The 16,350-nt window shown below is 41.3% G+C and carries 11 protein-coding genes; 6 read left to right on the top strand and 5 right to left on the bottom strand.

Annotated elements, in window-relative coordinates; all coding sequences use genetic code 11:
• The 3 genes from AAGC65_RS19435 to eat form a co-directional block, all read left to right on the top strand.
• Positions 1–2,477 (top strand): MGH1-like glycoside hydrolase domain-containing protein (locus AAGC65_RS19435; RefSeq protein ID WP_343114124.1); only part of this gene is annotated, 2,477 nt, incomplete at its 5' end.
• A 472-nt stretch (positions 2,478–2,949) separates the two neighbouring features.
• Positions 2,950–3,882 (top strand): sugar phosphate isomerase/epimerase, encoded by a 933-nt coding sequence (locus AAGC65_RS19430; RefSeq protein WP_343114123.1) that lies wholly within the window; start codon positions 2,950–2,952, stop codon positions 3,880–3,882.
• Between the two features lie 136 nt (positions 3,883–4,018).
• A complete protein-coding gene (eat, locus tag AAGC65_RS19425; protein WP_343114122.1) occupies positions 4,019–5,350 on the top strand; it encodes an ethanolamine permease in 1,332 nt (443 codons plus the stop codon).
• Positions 5,351–5,380: 30 nt separating this feature from the next.
• Here the strand turns inward: eat and AAGC65_RS19420 are convergent, their stop codons facing one another.
• From AAGC65_RS19420 to AAGC65_RS19400, 5 genes are all read right to left on the bottom strand, one after another.
• Positions 5,381–5,902 (bottom strand): DUF4251 domain-containing protein, encoded by a 522-nt coding sequence (locus AAGC65_RS19420; RefSeq protein WP_343114121.1) that lies wholly within the window; start codon positions 5,900–5,902, stop codon positions 5,381–5,383.
• Positions 5,903–6,030: 128 nt separating this feature from the next.
• Complete coding sequence (gene htpG / locus AAGC65_RS19415) at positions 6,031–7,914, bottom strand: molecular chaperone HtpG (RefSeq protein ID WP_343114120.1); 1,884 nt, start codon at positions 7,912–7,914, stop codon at positions 6,031–6,033.
• A 93-nt stretch (positions 7,915–8,007) separates the two neighbouring features.
• A complete protein-coding gene (locus AAGC65_RS19410) occupies positions 8,008–8,556 on the bottom strand; it encodes an NAD(P)H-dependent oxidoreductase (RefSeq protein WP_343114119.1) in 549 nt (182 codons plus the stop codon).
• 15 nt (positions 8,557–8,571) lie between these two features.
• A complete protein-coding gene (locus AAGC65_RS19405) occupies positions 8,572–9,918 on the bottom strand; it encodes a HAMP domain-containing sensor histidine kinase (RefSeq protein ID WP_343114118.1) in 1,347 nt (448 codons plus the stop codon).
• Entirely contained in the window at positions 9,908–11,263 is a 1,356-nt protein-coding gene (locus AAGC65_RS19400; protein ID WP_343114117.1) for a sigma-54 dependent transcriptional regulator, read from the bottom strand. The genes AAGC65_RS19405 and AAGC65_RS19400 overlap by 11 nt, the downstream gene beginning before the upstream one ends.
• A gap of 359 nt (positions 11,264–11,622) precedes the next feature.
• On the opposite strand from AAGC65_RS19400, the gene AAGC65_RS19395 reads away from it, so the two are divergent.
• The 3 genes from AAGC65_RS19395 to AAGC65_RS19385 all read left to right on the top strand — a co-directional run bounded on the left by AAGC65_RS19395 (position 11,623) and on the right by AAGC65_RS19385 (position 16,293).
• Positions 11,623–12,876, top strand: a complete 1,254-nt coding sequence (locus AAGC65_RS19395; protein ID WP_343114116.1) for an efflux RND transporter periplasmic adaptor subunit — start codon at positions 11,623–11,625, stop codon at positions 12,874–12,876.
• A 115-nt stretch (positions 12,877–12,991) separates the two neighbouring features.
• A complete protein-coding gene (locus AAGC65_RS19390) occupies positions 12,992–13,669 on the top strand; it encodes an ABC transporter ATP-binding protein (RefSeq protein ID WP_343114115.1) in 678 nt (225 codons plus the stop codon).
• Positions 13,670–13,926: 257 nt separating this feature from the next.
• Positions 13,927–16,293, top strand: a complete 2,367-nt coding sequence (locus AAGC65_RS19385; RefSeq protein ID WP_343114114.1) for an ABC transporter permease — start codon at positions 13,927–13,929, stop codon at positions 16,291–16,293.
• Positions 16,294–16,350: the final 57 nt, after the last annotated feature.

Raw genomic sequence — 16,350 nt, 5'->3', positions numbered from 1 at the left:
ATATAACCCATGATATGGCCCGCAGCAAAACCTACCGCTGGGGCGAGGAGGGTATAGCCGGTATTTGCGACAGGCAGCAACTGCTTTGTTTTGGATTATCATTCTGGAATAAAAAAGACCCTATCATCAAAGAGCGTTACTTTGGCCTCAGCAACCCCGAGGGTAACCACGGCGAGGATGTAAAGGAACTATATTATTATCTGGATAGTACACCTACGCATTCCTACATGAAAATGCTGTACAAATATCCGCAACAGCAATTTCCATACGAGTGGCTTGTTACTGAAAATAAACATCGTACCCGGCAAGATCCCGAATTTGAAATATTGGATACCGGTATATTTAATAAAGATGAATATTTTGATGTTTTTACTGAGTATGCAAAAAACGCCCAAGACGATATCCTGATCAAAATAACCATCCATAACCGGGGCAATGCCGATGCGGCCTTAAATGTAATGCCTACCCTTTGGTTCCGTAATACCTGGAGCTGGGGCTACAAGGATTATAAGCCATCTATGGCGGCCAATGCGCATAACCGTATACAGATATCGCATAAAGACCTTGATCCGCTATGGCTGCATACAGAAGGTTCATGTGATTTACTGTTTTGCGAAAACGAAACCAATACCAATCGTTTATATCATTATGATTCGGGTAATAAGTTTTATAAAGATGGCATCAATGATCATATAGTTCATGGTGCCGATACGGTTAATCCGCGTAAAACGGGTACCAAGGCCGCTGTTAATTATGATATTACGGTAGGCGCTAAGCAGAGCGTTACGCTCCGTTTGCGTTTATCACCCGATGCTAACTATAGTTTTGAAGATTTTGACCAGATATTTGAAACCCGCCTTACCGAAGCTGATCAGTTTTATGCTGAGGTAGTGAGCCCTAAGCAAGACCCGGACCGTATCCTGATTCAGCGGCAGGCCTACGCGGGAATGCTTTGGAACAAGCAATTCTATTATTCAGATATCCGGCACTGGCTTCGCGGAGATCCGGCCCAGCCCAAACCTCCCGAGCAGCGGAAGACCGCACGTAACAGCAAATGGATGCACCTGAACACCCGCGATGTAATATCGATGCCCGATAAATGGGAATATCCGTGGTTTGCAGCCTGGGATCTGGCTTTCCATTGTTTGCCGCTGGCGCGCGTTGATATGGCTTTCGCTAAAAATCAGCTCATTCTGCTTACTCGCGATTGGTATATGCACCCTAACGGGCAGTTGCCAGCCTACGAGTGGGATTTCAGCGATGGTAACCCTCCCGTACATGCTATGGTGGTTTGGAGCGTTTACAAAACCGATAAGGAAGCCAACGGGGGTAAGGGTGACATCTATTTCCTGGAGCGGATATTTCATAAGCTGATGCTCAATTTTACCTGGTGGGTAAACCGTAAGGATGCCCAGGGTAATAACGTTTTTGAAGGCGGATTTTTGGGTTTGGATAACATTGGCGTGTTTGACCGGAATACGCCCCTGCCTATGGGGCAGCATCTGGAGCAGGCGGATGGTACCAGTTGGATGGCCATGTACTCCCTAAATTTGCTTCGCATAGCCACAGAGCTTGCCGAAAATGATAAAGCGTATTCGGATATCGCATCCAAATTTTTTGAACACTTTATTTATATTGTTGGGGCGATGTCAAACCTGGGCGATAATAATGAAGGCCTTTGGGATGACGATGACGGCTTTTTTTACGATCAGCTCCGTTTTCCGGATAACGGCTCTATAAAAATGAAGGTACGCAGTATAGTGGGCCTCATCCCGCTGTTTGCCACAGAGGTGTTGAGTGAGAATGATATCAGCGATAGCCCTATCTTCAAAGACCGGATGAAGTGGTTTGCGGAAAACCGGCCCGACCTGGCCGGCCTTGTTTCGCGCTGGAATGAGCGCAGTGCCAATGGTAAGCACCTGATCAGCTTGCTCCGTGGTTTCAGGATGAAATCGATCCTGAAATATATGCTCGATGAAAAAGAATTTTTGAGTGATTATGGTATCCGTTCGCTGTCAAAATATCATTTAGATCACCCTTTCCATATTGACGTAAATGGCATGAAGTTCGGAATAGGTTATACGCCTGCCGAAAGCGATAGTGGCCTGTTTGGCGGCAACAGCAATTGGCGCGGCCCCATTTGGATACCTATTAACTACCTGATCATTGATAGTTTGCACAAGTTTTATGATTATTACGGTGATGGCTTTAAGGTGGAGTACCCAACAGGATCGGGCAACTATATGAACTTAAAGGATGTAGCCAATGAACTTTATCGCCGCATATCCAAACTGTTTTTACGCGATGAAAACGGCAAACGCCCGGTATTTGGCAATTATGAAAAGATGCAAACAGATCCTAATTTTAAAGATCATATATTGTTTTATGAGTTTTTTGATGGCGATAATGGCCGCGGGGCAGGGGCATCGCACCAAACCGGCTGGACCGGCTTGATTGCCAACTGCCTTTATATTTAGTTTATCCGCGGTTAAGCCGTAAGATTTTCGTATATTTATATCAACTAACAGCCGGACGCTCTTCAACAGGGGAGTCCGGCTGTTTTGTTAAAAGGGCAAAACAATCGGAGATAAGTGAATAAGAATTAGTGTATTGATTGTTAGGTAGTTAAAACTTCTTAAAGCTTTAATTATAGCCTAAAACAACGTTAAAATGATTCAAAACGGTCGATTTTGTAAGATTTTAACGATTTTTTGCCACTTTTTTAGCAGATTTTGATGCTGATTTATGTTAAAATAAAATTTTAAAAAGTTTTATCAGCTCCAAACTCCCAGCAAAATATCACCCATTATTTGAAAATTTCCAGTAGTTCTGAAGCCCGAAAAAACTGTGATAAAAAAATTAATGTGTAAAATGGACACAATAAAATTTATTTCATGATGAAAATTATTTAGATTTACTGTACCACTTATTAAACTAAAAAATATCAGCATGAATTACAACAGGAGAAAGTTTATCCAAAGCGCTGGTGCGCTGGCACTTGGCGGCCTGGCCTTATCAAGCAAAGCAGGCTCTTTACTAAGTAATATAAAACCCGGCCACGCTGTAGGTTTGCAGTTATACACCTTCTTTGGCATTATTGACGAGGATGTAAAAGGCACCTTAACAAAAATAGCCGGTCTTGGCTATAAAGAGCTTGAATCAGCCTTTAGCAAAAAGGGAGGCTTTTATGGCATGAGCGCCAAAGACTTTAAGTCAACAGTAAATGACCTGGGCATGTCCTGGACCTCACATCACGTACTGGGAGCCCCATTTAAACTTCCTCCGGGAGCAAAAATGCCCTTAGATGCCGATGGTAAACCAATGGTGATACCGCCACTAAAAAATCTTCGGGATAATATGCAGGAACTGGTTGATGCCGTGGCAGAAGGCGGTGTAAAGTACCTGGTTTGCGCAAATTCGCCAACCGGCACACTGGATGAGATCAAATCAACCATTGAGGTGCTGAATAAAACAGGGGAGGCCACTAAAAAGGTAGGTATCCAATTCGCTTACCACAATCATGATATGGAATTTCACCCGGTTGACGGCAAAGTTCCATACGATCTGTTGCTTAGCGAAACGGATCCTAAAAATGTAAAAATGGAGCTTGACCTGGCCTGGGCTATTAAAGGGGGCAAAAATCCGGTTGAAATGTTTAAACAACACCCCGGCCGTTTCCCGCTATGGCACGTAAAAGATCTGGATGCCAGCCGTGAAAATATATTACCGGTAGGCAGCGGAACGCTTGATTTTAAGCCAATTTTCGCCGCCGCGGCATCTTCAGGAATGCAACACTTTTTTGTAGAACATGATATGCCAAAAGACGCGCTGGCCAGTATTACCAGCAGTATTGGCTATCTGAAAAATAAATTGAACGTGTAAAGGTTCATTGGTTCATTAGTATCATTGGTTTATTAGTAAATATTCAAAAGACCAATGATGCTAATGAACCAATAATAAGGCTCAATTTTGATTTAAGGGCTGTTTTAAGTATCTTAAGAGCCCTTAATCAAAATAAATGACGAGACCCGCAGCAGAGCAGTTAAAAAGAGTATTGAAACCTGTTCATTTGTGGGCAATTGCTGTGGGGCTGGTCATATCCGGTGAGTATTTTGGCTGGAACCTGGGTTGGGCCGTATCAGGTACTATTGGCTTTTTGATAGCTACCCTGCTCATTACGGTAATGTATATTACCTTCATATTCAGTTACACAGAGCTTACAACCGCTATCCCGCATGCAGGTGGAGCTTTTGCTTACGCTTACAGAGCTATGGGGCCGTTAGGAGGACTAATAGCCGGATATGCAACACTCATAGATTTTTTGCTGGCATCGCCCGCTATTGCTATATCCTTAGGGAGTTATCTTCATTTTCTGTATCCGGCAATCCCGATTATGCAGTCGGCTATGTTGTTCAATGCGGCTTTTATAATTCTCAATATATCTGGAGTAAAGGAGTCTGCCACGTTTTCGGTATTTATAACCATATTGGCAGTGGCCGAATTGCTGTTGTATATGGGTATAGTATCCCCCCATTTTAAAATGGATAATTACCTAAGCAACCCTATGCCTTTTGGTTGGGCAGGGGTATTTGCCGCATTACCTTTCGCTGTTTGGTTTTATCTGGCTATTGAAGGCGTTGCTATGGTGGCCGAAGAGGTAAAAGACCCTAAAAAGAACATCCCCAGAGGGTATATATCAGCATTAGTTACATTGGTGGTCCTGGCTCTGGGTGTAATGATACTAACAGGCGGCTTAACCGATTGGCGCAAATTGAGTAATTTGGATTATCCTTTGCCTGAGGCTATAGGCATAGTTTTAGGCAAGGCAAACGGCCTTACGCAAATATTTGCCAGCATTGGTTTGTTTGGATTAATTGCCTCTTTGCATGGTACTATCCTGGCATCTTCGAGGCAGGTGTTTGCTATGGCCCGCAGTGGCTATTTACCCCGTGGACTGGCAGCTATCAATCACCGGTTTAAAACGCCGCATTGGGCACTTGTTGCTGGTGGGGTAATTAGCTTTTTAGCTATTTACAGCGGTACTACAGCCCAGATAATTGTATTATCGGTACTTGGGGCTATTGTGATGTATTTGATGAGTATGCTGAGCCTGTTTTTACTTCGTAAAAAAGAACCTTTGCTGGAGCGGCCTTTTTCATCGCCGTTTTACCCCGTATTTCCGGTCACGGCATTAATTATATCAGCGGTATGCCTTGTGGCTATAATTTGGTTTAATATATGGGTGAGCGCGATATTCTTTACTGGGCTTGCTATTGTGATCGCGCTATTTATAAGTACAGGCAAACACAAAGTTTTATTAACAGAGGAAATGATGGCAGGGTCAAGCTAAGGCAATTAACCAAGGCCTTAGCTTTGTAAATTATTTTTTATGATCTCGTTTTTCAATAGTTCCATTAAATGAAATAGGATCACGGTTGGTGCTGATCACCTGTAAAGAAGCGTACCCATCTGTTGAGATGCTGAGCGTCATGGTCTGCACATCGCGCCAGTTGCTAATACTTCTATCGGTAGGTTTAATAGTAATCGTCCAATCACCTTTTTTACCCACTTTTGAATTGTAGCTAAACTTGGTTGTGGTAAATTTAATGCCGCCATCTGTAGGGTTGTAAGGTGCCTGGTACGCCTGACCGAAATAAGGCAAAAAGGCAGTTATAGTGTCTTTACTAATTACCAGATCATAAGGAGAATTTAATGATCTGCTAATTCCTCTCATTGGGGTTACATAGTTGGCATCAAACACATAATCCTGTGCCTCAACCATGCTTTTTATTTCAGCAGCATGCGCAGCTTTTTTATCCTTGCGGCTGGTCTGGGCATGAACTAAACTTATGCTTATCAAGCTCATTAAAAACAATGTAGCTATTTTGTTTAAGATTTTCATAACTAAGTATTTATGTTGGTTTGACTCAAGAATGCCTTTTAGGTTTAGTACTATCAAATTTAATTATAATTTAAACAAAAAAAGCCATCCGTTTTAGCGGATGGCTTTGCATTAAAAGTACTTTAAAATTATATCAGATTAACACTGCGGTTTACAAATTCTGTAAGCTCAGCACCGGTTAATAATCCCTGTGAAAGTAGCGCGAGGTCAAATGCTTGTTTTGATAACTGGGCTTGAACCTGTTCGTTTTCTTCCTGTAATATACGGGTGATCAGTTTGTGATTACCATTTACAATCACTTTGTAATTATCAGGCATGTTGCCATAAAAGCCCATACCGCCACCCATTGCAGCCATATCTTTCATACGGCGCATAAACTCGTCCATAGTAACAATTACCGGAAGCTCATCTGGGTTAAGGCTTTCTAATTGAACGTTGTATGCCGGTTTGTTAATGGCTTTGTTAAAAATGTCTTTAACCTTTGTTGATTGCTCTTCAGTCAAAACGGTTTCCGGTGCATCATCTTTTTTGATCAGTTTATCGGCAACATCGGCATCAACACGTTTTAAGGATGTTTTATCCAGTTTTTGCTCCAGCTGACTAATGAAATGATTATCAATAGGCGAGTTCATAACCAATACATCATAACCTTTTTTAGTTGCCGACTGAATAAAGGCATCCTGTTTTGATGGGTCATTGGTGTAGATATAAACCAGCTGGCCGTCTTTGTCGGTTTGTACAGCTTCTACTTTCTCTTTGTATTCAGGTAAAGTGAAGTTCTCGTTTTTGGTGTTTGATACCAAAACAAAGTCTTTCGCCTTGTCATAAAACTTGTCTTCGCTTACCATACCGTATTTAACAAACAGGCCAATGTCTGTCCATTTTTCTTCGTATGCTTTACGGTCGGCTTTAAACAGTTCTGCCAATTTATCAGCTACTTTTTTGGTGATGTAGCTATTGATCTTTTTAACGTTGCTATCGGCCTGTAAAAAGCTGCGCGATACGTTAAGCGGAATATCCGGTGAATCGATAACACCATGCAGCAACATTAAAAATTCCGGAACAATATCTTTTACCTCATCGGTAATAAATACCTGGCGGCTGAATAATTTGATCTTGTTTTTCTGGATCTCAAAATCGTTTTTCAGTTTAGGGAAGTACAAAACACCTGTTAAATTGAAAGGATAATCAACGTTCAGATGTATCCAGAATAATGGATCTTCGCTGAAAGGGTAAAGCGTTTTGTAGAAGTTAAGGTAGTCTTCGTCTTTTAATTCAGAAGGTGCTTTAGTCCAGATAGGGTTGGTTTCGTTGATGATATTATCGTGCTGAACTTCAATGTATTTTGGTTTGCCCTCTTCATCAACGCCATCTTCTTCCTGCTCTGTTTTGGTACCGAATTTAATTGGAACCGGTAAAAATTTACAGTATTTGTCTAATATCTCCTGTAGCTTATATTGGCTTAAAAACTCTTCCGATTCGCTGTTAATATACAGGGTGATTTCGGTACCGCGCTCCGCAAGTACACCTTCACCAATTTCAAATTCTGTGCTGCCATCACAAACCCAGTATGCAGGCTCAGCACCTTCCTGGTATGACAAAGTTTGAATTTCTACCTTATCAGCAACCATAAATGCCGAGTAGAAACCTAAACCAAAACGGCCGATGATCTCATTGGCATCTTTGGCCTCCTTGAATTTTTCCATGAACTCGGTAGCGCCCGAAAATGCTATCTGATTGATGTATTTTTTGATTTCCTCAGCGGTCATACCCAAACCGTTGTCAGATATGGTGATCGTTTTTTTCGCCTCGTCAAATGCTACTTCAACGCGCAGATCGCCAAGTTCTCCATTGTATTGGCCTAAAGAAGCCAAACGTTTAATTTTTTGGGTAGCATCTACCGCGTTTGATACCAGCTCACGCAAAAATATCTCATTATCTGAGTAAAGGAATTTCTTAATTATCGGAAAAATGTTTTCGGTGTGTATCGAAATGCTGCCTTTTTCTTGCATAATATTATTATATGGTTGATTTAAATATGATTTTCAGCGGGTAATCATCAATGCCTGTTCCAAACAAGGGGATGTTGTCAAATTGGCAGAAGCTTAATCTACTTTAAGCAATTGATTCAATAAAGTATTCATCACAACCTTCAAGTTGTTTTTTGTTTCCGTGTCTGTAAGGCTACCGTCCGGAGCCATTCTTGAACGGATAAAGGAGATAAGTAGATTTGCACCATCGGTAAGTTTTGCGGATAAAGCGCCAAGCGTTAATAGGAGCGATGGGTGTGCATATTGACCACTTGATGATGCTGTAATAAGCGCCACCGGTTTATCAACTAATGAACTGCTTGAAACCAGCCAGTCGAGCATGTTTTTTAATTGCCCCGGTACGCCAAAGGCGTATTCAGGCGTGCAGATGATCACACCGTCAGCTTCGGCCAAAAGTTGTCTTAATTCAGTTACAGCGGTGGGTGGGGTATCGGTATCTAATCCCGGATCAAAAGGCGGAATAAGTGTCAGCCCTTCGTAGATGTTATAGTTGATATTTTCGGGAACCAGGCTCGTCAGATATTTTAAAATGTTGTGGTTTGATGAGCCAGAACGCAGGCTGCCCGAAATAGCGAGAATGTTTAGCTGTTTGCGATCAATCATTTTTTTAGTAAAATTCTATATAAACTGCAAAATAAATGAAGAGCCTTTACCTTCGGTCGATTGTACTTGGATATTGCCTTTGTGCAACAGCATGATCTGCTTACAGAGGCTTAGTCCAATACCACTCCCCGTTTTACGGGTACTAAAAAACGGAATAAATATTTTATCCAGCAGCTCGGGCGGCATGCCTAAGCCATTATCAATTACCTTAACCAGGGTTTTACTGTTGTTCTGTATTTCGGCAGCAAGTATAAGGCGGGGCTCTTCCCGATCTTTTACAGCCTCAATGGCATTTACCAACAGGTTTATCATCACCTGTTCTATCAGGTTTATATCGGCTTGTATGGCCAGCGTCGGGTCGCGCAGGATGATCTCCAGTTCAATATTCTTTTTCTCAAGTGTCGGCCGCATCAGGCTGTTCAGGTTCTCGAACAGATCGCGCACCAATATCTTATTCAGATCAAGCTTGGTGATCTTGTTAAGGCTGCGGTAACTTTCGGTAAATTTAAGTAACCCCTCGCTGCGCCTTTTGATGGTATCTATACCCAGTTCCAGATCTTCCAGTTCACTGCTTTGCACGCTGTTGGCTATTTCCGGGCTTTGCAGGCGGTTCTTGAGCGTATCCGCAAGTGATGAGATTGGGGCAACCGAGTTCATGATCTCGTGGGTCATTACATTGAGCAGCTTTTGCCAGGCTTTTGATTCCGTTTCGTCCAATGCCTCGCTTACGTTCTGGAAAGCTATTAACTTATAAAGTATATCATCGCTGCGCATTACGCTGGCGGTGATTAAAATTTTAACCAGCTGCTGGTTGCGTGTTACGGTAATGATCTTACTGTCGCCTGGTTTTACTTTGATCAGTTCGAGGTATAAAGCAGGCTCGCGCTTTTCAAGGGAATGAACAGTTTTAAGGTAAGGTATGCCGATAAGGTTTTTAAAAGCCTCGTTGATCCAGCTTATGTTGCCACTTTCTTCCTCAAACGAGAGGATGCCGGTATCCACCAGTTCCAGTATCTTTTGCAGATAGTGGTATTGTGTTTCGCGCTCCCGGCTAATAAGTTTAAAGGTAGTATTGATATCGTTAAATCCTTTCCGCAGTGGTTTGAGTTCGTTGGGTGCGCGCCGTACGTCAAAATGTCTTGAAAAATCACGGTAATGAATAGATTCAACAAACTGGTTTACCTCATCCTGTGCCTTTTTTTGAAAGCGGATCATTTCAACAATCGCGTAAATAACCAATGGTACAAATATTACCAGGTAAAGCGGCTGGCCTATTACAACAACATATGAGGCTGCCAATAATGCCAGAAACAGCAAAAACACACGCAGCAAAAGCCGCCATTCATATCTGTTAAATATCATATTTACTCAATCTACGGTATAAGGCCGTGCGGGTAAGTCCTAATTCTTTGGCCGCCCGTGTTATGTTGCCGTTATGTTTTTCAATTACCCGAAGTATGGCATTTTTTTCGAGCGTGCTTAATTGAATATTATCCTCGTTGGTGGTTGTTTCGGTTGCAGTTTCTAAAATGGAGAATATCAGGTCGTCGGGTCTTAAGGTATTGTCATCGGCCATAATAACAGCTCTTTCAATGGTATATTGCAGCTCACGTACGTTGCCCGGGTAATTGTATGACTTTAACTTTTGCAGGGCGGCTGCATCAAAATCCATAGTAGGTTTAAGATATTTGCTGGCGTACAAGCGGGCAAAATGCCTGGCCAGTATGGTAATATCTTCATTTCGTTTACGCAATGGCGGCATGTTGATCTCAACGGTATTAATGCGATAGATCAAATCCTTACGAAAGCGGTTTTCGTTGGCCAACTCATGCATAGGCACGTTGGTAGCACAAATCAACCTGATATCAATATCAACCGCTTTATTGGTACCCAGACGGGTTACCTGCCGGTTTTGCAGTACGGTAAGCAGTTTGGCCTGTTGTTGCAGGGTAATGTTACCAATCTCATCTAAAAACAGGGTGCCACCATGAGCATCTTCAAAACGGCCTGTACGGTCTTCCCGGGCATCGGTGAAGGCACCTTTTTTATGACCAAAAAGTTCGCTTTCAAACAGGGTATCGGTAAGGGCACCTACATCAACCTTTATAAATGGTTTATCTGCACGTAATGAACGTTCATGTATGGCTTTGGCCATGAGGTCTTTACCTGTACCGTTTTCGCCCATGAGTAAAATATTGGCATCGGTAGGGGCAATCTTATTTACCTTATAAAAAATATCCTGCATCACTTCCGATTCGCCCAAGATAGAAGTATCGCCCGCAGTGCTTTTTACAGCGGTTTTGGTGGTTTTTATGCCTTCTTTTTTGTCTAAGAGCTCTTTTATGGTGGCTATCAGCTTTTCATTGTGCCAGGGTTTTACTATAAAATCATTAGCACCTTCTTTTAATGAACGTACGGCCAGGTCAATATCACCGTACGCGGTTATCATGATCACGCATACGTTGGGTTTCCAGGCTTTTACCTTGCTTAGCCAGTATAAGCCTTCATTGCCAGTGTTTATAGCGCTGTTGAAGTTCATATCAAGCAAAACAAGGTCAACCTCGTTACGCTGCAGCAACCAGTTTAAATTTTCCGGATTTTTTTCGGTGATCACTTCCTGCGCTTCGGTTTTCAGTAAAAGCTTAACCGCGGTTAGCACATCCGGGTCATCGTCAACAATTAAAATGGTAGCTTTTTTAAGTATCATATTTTTTATGGTTCATTGGTTATTAATTCATTGGTTCAGGGGTATTCAGGTTGGTTTATTTGTATTATCAATATATGGTATTGATGCTAATAAACAGATTCTGCAATAACTAATGAACTAATGTGCAAATTAATAATTGAATGCTTAAATTTCATACCAGTTATTTATAATAGAAGTATTAAACTGTAAATCAATTATGAACCGGTAAGGGTAATCCAAGTCACTGTATCATTACCGGACACTTGCTGTAACAGAAGCGAACGCTCTGATAGCTTATTTATTGGTTAATATACTGAAATACAGTTGTTTAATTTGTGGCATATCTTTTTGTTACTACTATTCAAAATATTAGAACTACAGTGGACAGAAAAATTGAAAAAAAGACCTGGAACAGTAAGCGGATACTAACAATTGCGGGTATAACAGGCATTATTTTATTAGTTAGCGGAAGTATTTATTTAACATCAGGCAAAAGCAAGCTTGATGTTGATACAGAACGTATAACCGTAAGCACTATTACCAAAGGCCCTTTTCAGGAGTTTATTCCGGTAAATGGTGTGGTTATGCCGCTTACCACAATTTATCTGGATGCTACTGAAGGCGGTGTGGTTGAAGAAAAGTATGTAGAAGACGGCGCTAATTTGAAAAAGGGTGACCCAATATTAAAGCTTTCTAATACCGATCTGGAATTGAGCCTGGCTAATCAGGAAACCGCAGTATATGCTGAGCAAACACAAATGCAGATTTCGCATAACAATGCTCAACAAAATACCATAACCAAGCTAAACACAATGGCCGATGTAGAAAATACCTATAAAGAAGCCGAGCGTGTATATAAATTAGATAAGCATCTTTTTGATCAAAAGGCTATCGGTTTACAAGAATATCAATCAGCCAAAAACATGTATGATTATCAGGTAAACCGTTACAGGCTTGCCAAGCAAATATTAACGCAGGATACCGCGCTGGTTAAGCAACAGGCATCGCAATCACAAGAACAATATGCGCATATGAAAACCACCCTGGAGCTGATGCGTAAAAAGGTGGCCAGCTTAACATTAAGAGCGCCAATTGACGGACAACTAACCTCGATGGATGCCGAAGTTGGGCAGAACAAAAAACAAGGTGAGCACTTAGGACAAATCGACGTTCAATCAGGGTTTAAAGTAAGAGTTGATATTGACGAACATTATCTATCGCGTATTTATACCGGGCTTAAAGGTGATTTTCAGTTTGCCGATAAGACTTATAATTTGGTTATTAAAAAAGTATTTACCCAGGTAACCGCGGGCCGGTTCCAGGTTGATATGCAGTTTGTTGGCGCTGTACCAAAGGGTATCAGAAAAGGGCAAACCCTGCAGGTTAGGCTGGCATTGAGCGATGAAACACAAGCGATACTGGTTCCTAAGGGAGGTTTTTATCAGCAAACCGGTGGTAATTGGATATTTAAAGTAAGTGAGGATGGCACTAAGGCTTACAAAGTTGATATTCAGCTTGGAAGGCAAAGCCCTGATTATTATGTAGTGACTGATGGTCTTAAACCAGGCGATAAAGTAATCACATCGAGCTATGAAACTTATGGCGATATTCAGGAATTGGTATTGAAAAAATAAATAAGCTATGGCCTGCAACGGAAAGCAGCTGTAAAACATCTTATATAAAACTAATTAACAAACTGTATAAATTAAGTCGATCTGCCACAGGGCAGTGATGATTCAGGAGGCACCAATGATAAAAATTACTAATCTCGAAAAATTCTACCGCACAGAAGAGGTAGAGACCATAGCTTTAAACAAGCTATCAATTGAAATCGCGACGGGCGAGTTTGTGGCCATCATGGGCCCATCAGGCTGTGGCAAATCAACCCTGCTCAATATTTTAGGTATGCTTGATGATCCGGATGCCGGAAGTTATATATTTAACGATATTGAGGTTGCACATTTTACCGAACGTAAGCGTGCCGATCTTCGCAAGCACAACATTGGTTTTGTGTTTCAGAGTTTTAACCTAATTGATGAGCTTACTGTGTTTGAAAACGTGGAGCTGCCATTGATATACACAGGCGTAGCAGCATCTGAAAGGGTAAAGAGGGTAGAGGAAGTGTTAGACAAAATGCAGATCATGCATCGCCGTAATCACTATCCGCAACAGTTATCTGGTGGTCAGCAACAGCGTGTGGCTATTGCCAGGGCCGTGGTCAACAAACCTAAATTGATACTTGCTGATGAGCCCACCGGTAACCTGGACAGCAGCAACGGTAACGATGTAATGGAATTACTTACCGACCTGAACGAACAAGGTACTACCATTATCATGGTAACTCACTCTGAGCATGATGCCCGCTACAGCCATCGTATTATACGCTTGCTTGACGGTCAGAGTGTTATGGAGAATATCATGGTTTAAGAAAGAGATCATCTCCCCAAAAAGATAGTTTATATAAGTTAGTGAGTGCCTCGCTTCCCCTCTCTGCAAAGGAGGGGAGGCTTGAGTTTTTCATTTTTTTAAATCCGAATAACCTTTCAACCTAAATCCTTCACCGAAAATTGCTTATTATCAGATGAATAGTAAGTGTGTAATAACCTATTTATTAGAGTTTAGATATTAGTTTTTAGAATTTCAGGACTTAGAATTTATTTTTTAGAGTTTAGAACTTCAAGTATATGATCAAAAATTACTTCAAAATAGCCTGGCGAAGCCTCATCCACAATAAACTATACTCGGCCATTAACATAGGCGGATTAGGGATAGGAATGGCAGTGAGTTTTATGCTGCTGCTATACGTGTATAATGAATTTACCTTTGATACCTTTCATCAAAATAATGACAGAATATACAAGGTTATGCGTAATCAACCGGCAAATGCCGAGATCCATACTGGCGACGCCACACCAGTACAGGTTGCCGGAGCATTGTTAAAAGATTATCCGGAAATTCAAGCTGCTGCCCGTACTAATAACGGATACGATCAGTTATTTAACTATAATAATAAGCCGCTCAAATTTAATTTGATTTCGGTTGATCCTTCATTCCTGAATATTTTTACGCTTGATTTTGTTAAGGGTAATAAAACAGATGCGTTTAAGGATCCTTCATCTGTTATCATGACCGAATCGTCGGTGAAAGCTTTGTTTGGTGATAAAGACCCTATAGGCCAAACCGTGAAGTTAAATGGATCGCAATTGGTAAAGGTGACCGCTATTATTAAAGATTTACCGGAAAATTCAACTTTCAAATTTAAAGCGCTTATCCCATGGAGTTTGTACGAAACTATGCAGCCCTGGGTAAAAGATTCAGGTTGGGGAAATTATAGTTTCAGTACGTATGCAATGTTAAAGCCGGATGTAAATGTTGATGCACTTAATCATAAAGTAAAAGACCTTATTGCGCGTAATGATCCGCGTAACAAAGAGAACCAGTTGTTTTTATACTTGTTTAAAAACTATCACCTACATAGCGAATTTAAAAACGGTGTTAATGCTGGCGGTAGTATTGAATATGTAAGGCTGTTCCTTTTTTTGGCTATTGGCATTCTGCTGATCGCCTGTATCAATTTCATGAACCTATCAACCGCCCGGTCAGAACGCCGCTCGCGCGAGGTGGGTATCCGCAAGGTGGTAGGAGCCAGACGTATTGCTATTATTCAGCAGTTCTTAGGCGAATCTATACTTACCGCGATTTTAGCTTTTGTAGTAGCTTTAATAATCATGGCTTTTGTGCTGCCTTATTTTAATTATATTATTCATAAACAGTTAAGTATACCTTATCATACCTATTGGACCTGGTTAATTGCCATTGGGGTAACATTAGTTACTGGTTTGCTGGCTGGCAGTTACCCGGCGCTGTTTTTATCGTCATTTAAACCTGTAAAGGTTTTAAAAGGTAGTAATAGCGGAGGCAAAAAAACATTGCACTCCAGGCAAATACTGGTGGTGGTACAATTTGTATTTGCAACCTATTTAATATTGTCAAGCATCCTGATTTATAAACAGATTACCTATATCAAGAACCGCCCGGTAGGTTATACTCAAAATGGGCTGGTTGAGTTCTTTATGGAAGGTAATATGTATAAGGAATTTGAAAATTTCAGACGGGACATTATTAATTCGGGTGCTGTTGTTGATGCTGCAGCAACTTCGTTGAGCATTGCCAACGCCGGTAGTAGCAGCTGGGGCATAACATGGTCCGGTCAATTGCCTGGCGAAGATAAAATTCCGATTGATCAGATGGTTGTATCTTATCACTTTACATCTACTTATGGGTTAACTGTTTTGCAAGGTCGTGATTTTGCTGAAGACAGGCCATCAGACACACTTGCGCTAATGCTGAATGAAGCAGCTGTTAAAATGATGCGCTTAAAGTCACCTTTAGGCCAGATTGTTAAATGGCAGGGAAAGAATTGTACAGTAATAGGTGTTGTTAAAGATTTTGTTTGGGCATCACCTTATGAACCTGTTAAGCCAGTAATTGTTGGCTTTGACAAAGGTTGGGCAGGGGAAATAGGCATGCGTTTAAACCCTAAGGCCCCGGTTTCAAAAAGTTTGGCCAGTATAGAGGCTATCTACAAAAAATATAATCCGGAATATCCTTTCCAATACAAGTTTGTTGATGAAAGTTTTGACAGTAAATTTCAGACAGAAAGGCTATTGGGTACTTTATCAAGCTCGTTCACCATATTGGCTATCGTTATATCGTGCTTGGGATTATTTGGGCTGGCATCTTTCTCGGCCGAACAACGCAAAAAGGAAATTAGTATACGCAAGGTATTGGGAGCAAGTATCAGCAGTTTATGGTTTAACTTATCAAAAGAGTTTTTACAATTAGTAATTATTTCATTTCTGATAGGCGCCGCTCTCAGCTGGTATTACATGAACCGCTGGCTGGCACAATATACATATCGTACAGATGTAAGCTGGTGGGTGTTTATAGCAACGATGGGTATAAGCATAATAGTATGCATGGTAACAATAAGCTGGCAAGCCATAAAAGCTGCGTTAAGCAATCCGGTTAAAAGTTTAAAGAATGAGTGAGAGGTGAGAGGTGAGAGGTGAGTGGTGAGAGGTGAGAGGTGAGAGGTGAGTGGTGAG

The organism is Mucilaginibacter sp. (assembly GCF_039207105.1).
Taxonomy (GTDB): Bacteria; Bacteroidota; Bacteroidia; order Sphingobacteriales; family Sphingobacteriaceae; genus Mucilaginibacter.
This window is presented reverse-complemented; position numbering and strand designations above follow the sequence as displayed.

Bases quoted from the DNA above. Each gene is read 5' to 3' on its own strand.
- AAGC65_RS19385 (WP_343114114.1), top strand. From the start codon at position 13,927: ATGATCAAAAATTACTTCAAAATAGCCTGGCGAAGCCTCATCCACAAT.
- AAGC65_RS19410 (WP_343114119.1), bottom strand. From the start codon at position 8,556: ATGATTGATCGCAAACAGCTAAACATTCTCGCTATTTCGGGCAGCCTG.
- eat (WP_343114122.1), top strand. From the start codon at position 4,019: ATGACGAGACCCGCAGCAGAGCAGTTAAAAAGAGTATTGAAACCTGTT.
- AAGC65_RS19405 (WP_343114118.1), bottom strand. From the start codon at position 9,918: ATGATATTTAACAGATATGAATGGCGGCTTTTGCTGCGTGTGTTTTTG.
- AAGC65_RS19390 (WP_343114115.1), top strand. From the start codon at position 12,992: ATGATAAAAATTACTAATCTCGAAAAATTCTACCGCACAGAAGAGGTA.
- AAGC65_RS19400 (WP_343114117.1), bottom strand. From the start codon at position 11,263: ATGATACTTAAAAAAGCTACCATTTTAATTGTTGACGATGACCCGGAT.
- AAGC65_RS19420 (WP_343114121.1), bottom strand. From the start codon at position 5,902: ATGAAAATCTTAAACAAAATAGCTACATTGTTTTTAATGAGCTTGATA.
- AAGC65_RS19430 (WP_343114123.1), top strand. From the start codon at position 2,950: ATGAATTACAACAGGAGAAAGTTTATCCAAAGCGCTGGTGCGCTGGCA.
- htpG (WP_343114120.1), bottom strand. From the start codon at position 7,914: ATGCAAGAAAAAGGCAGCATTTCGATACACACCGAAAACATTTTTCCG.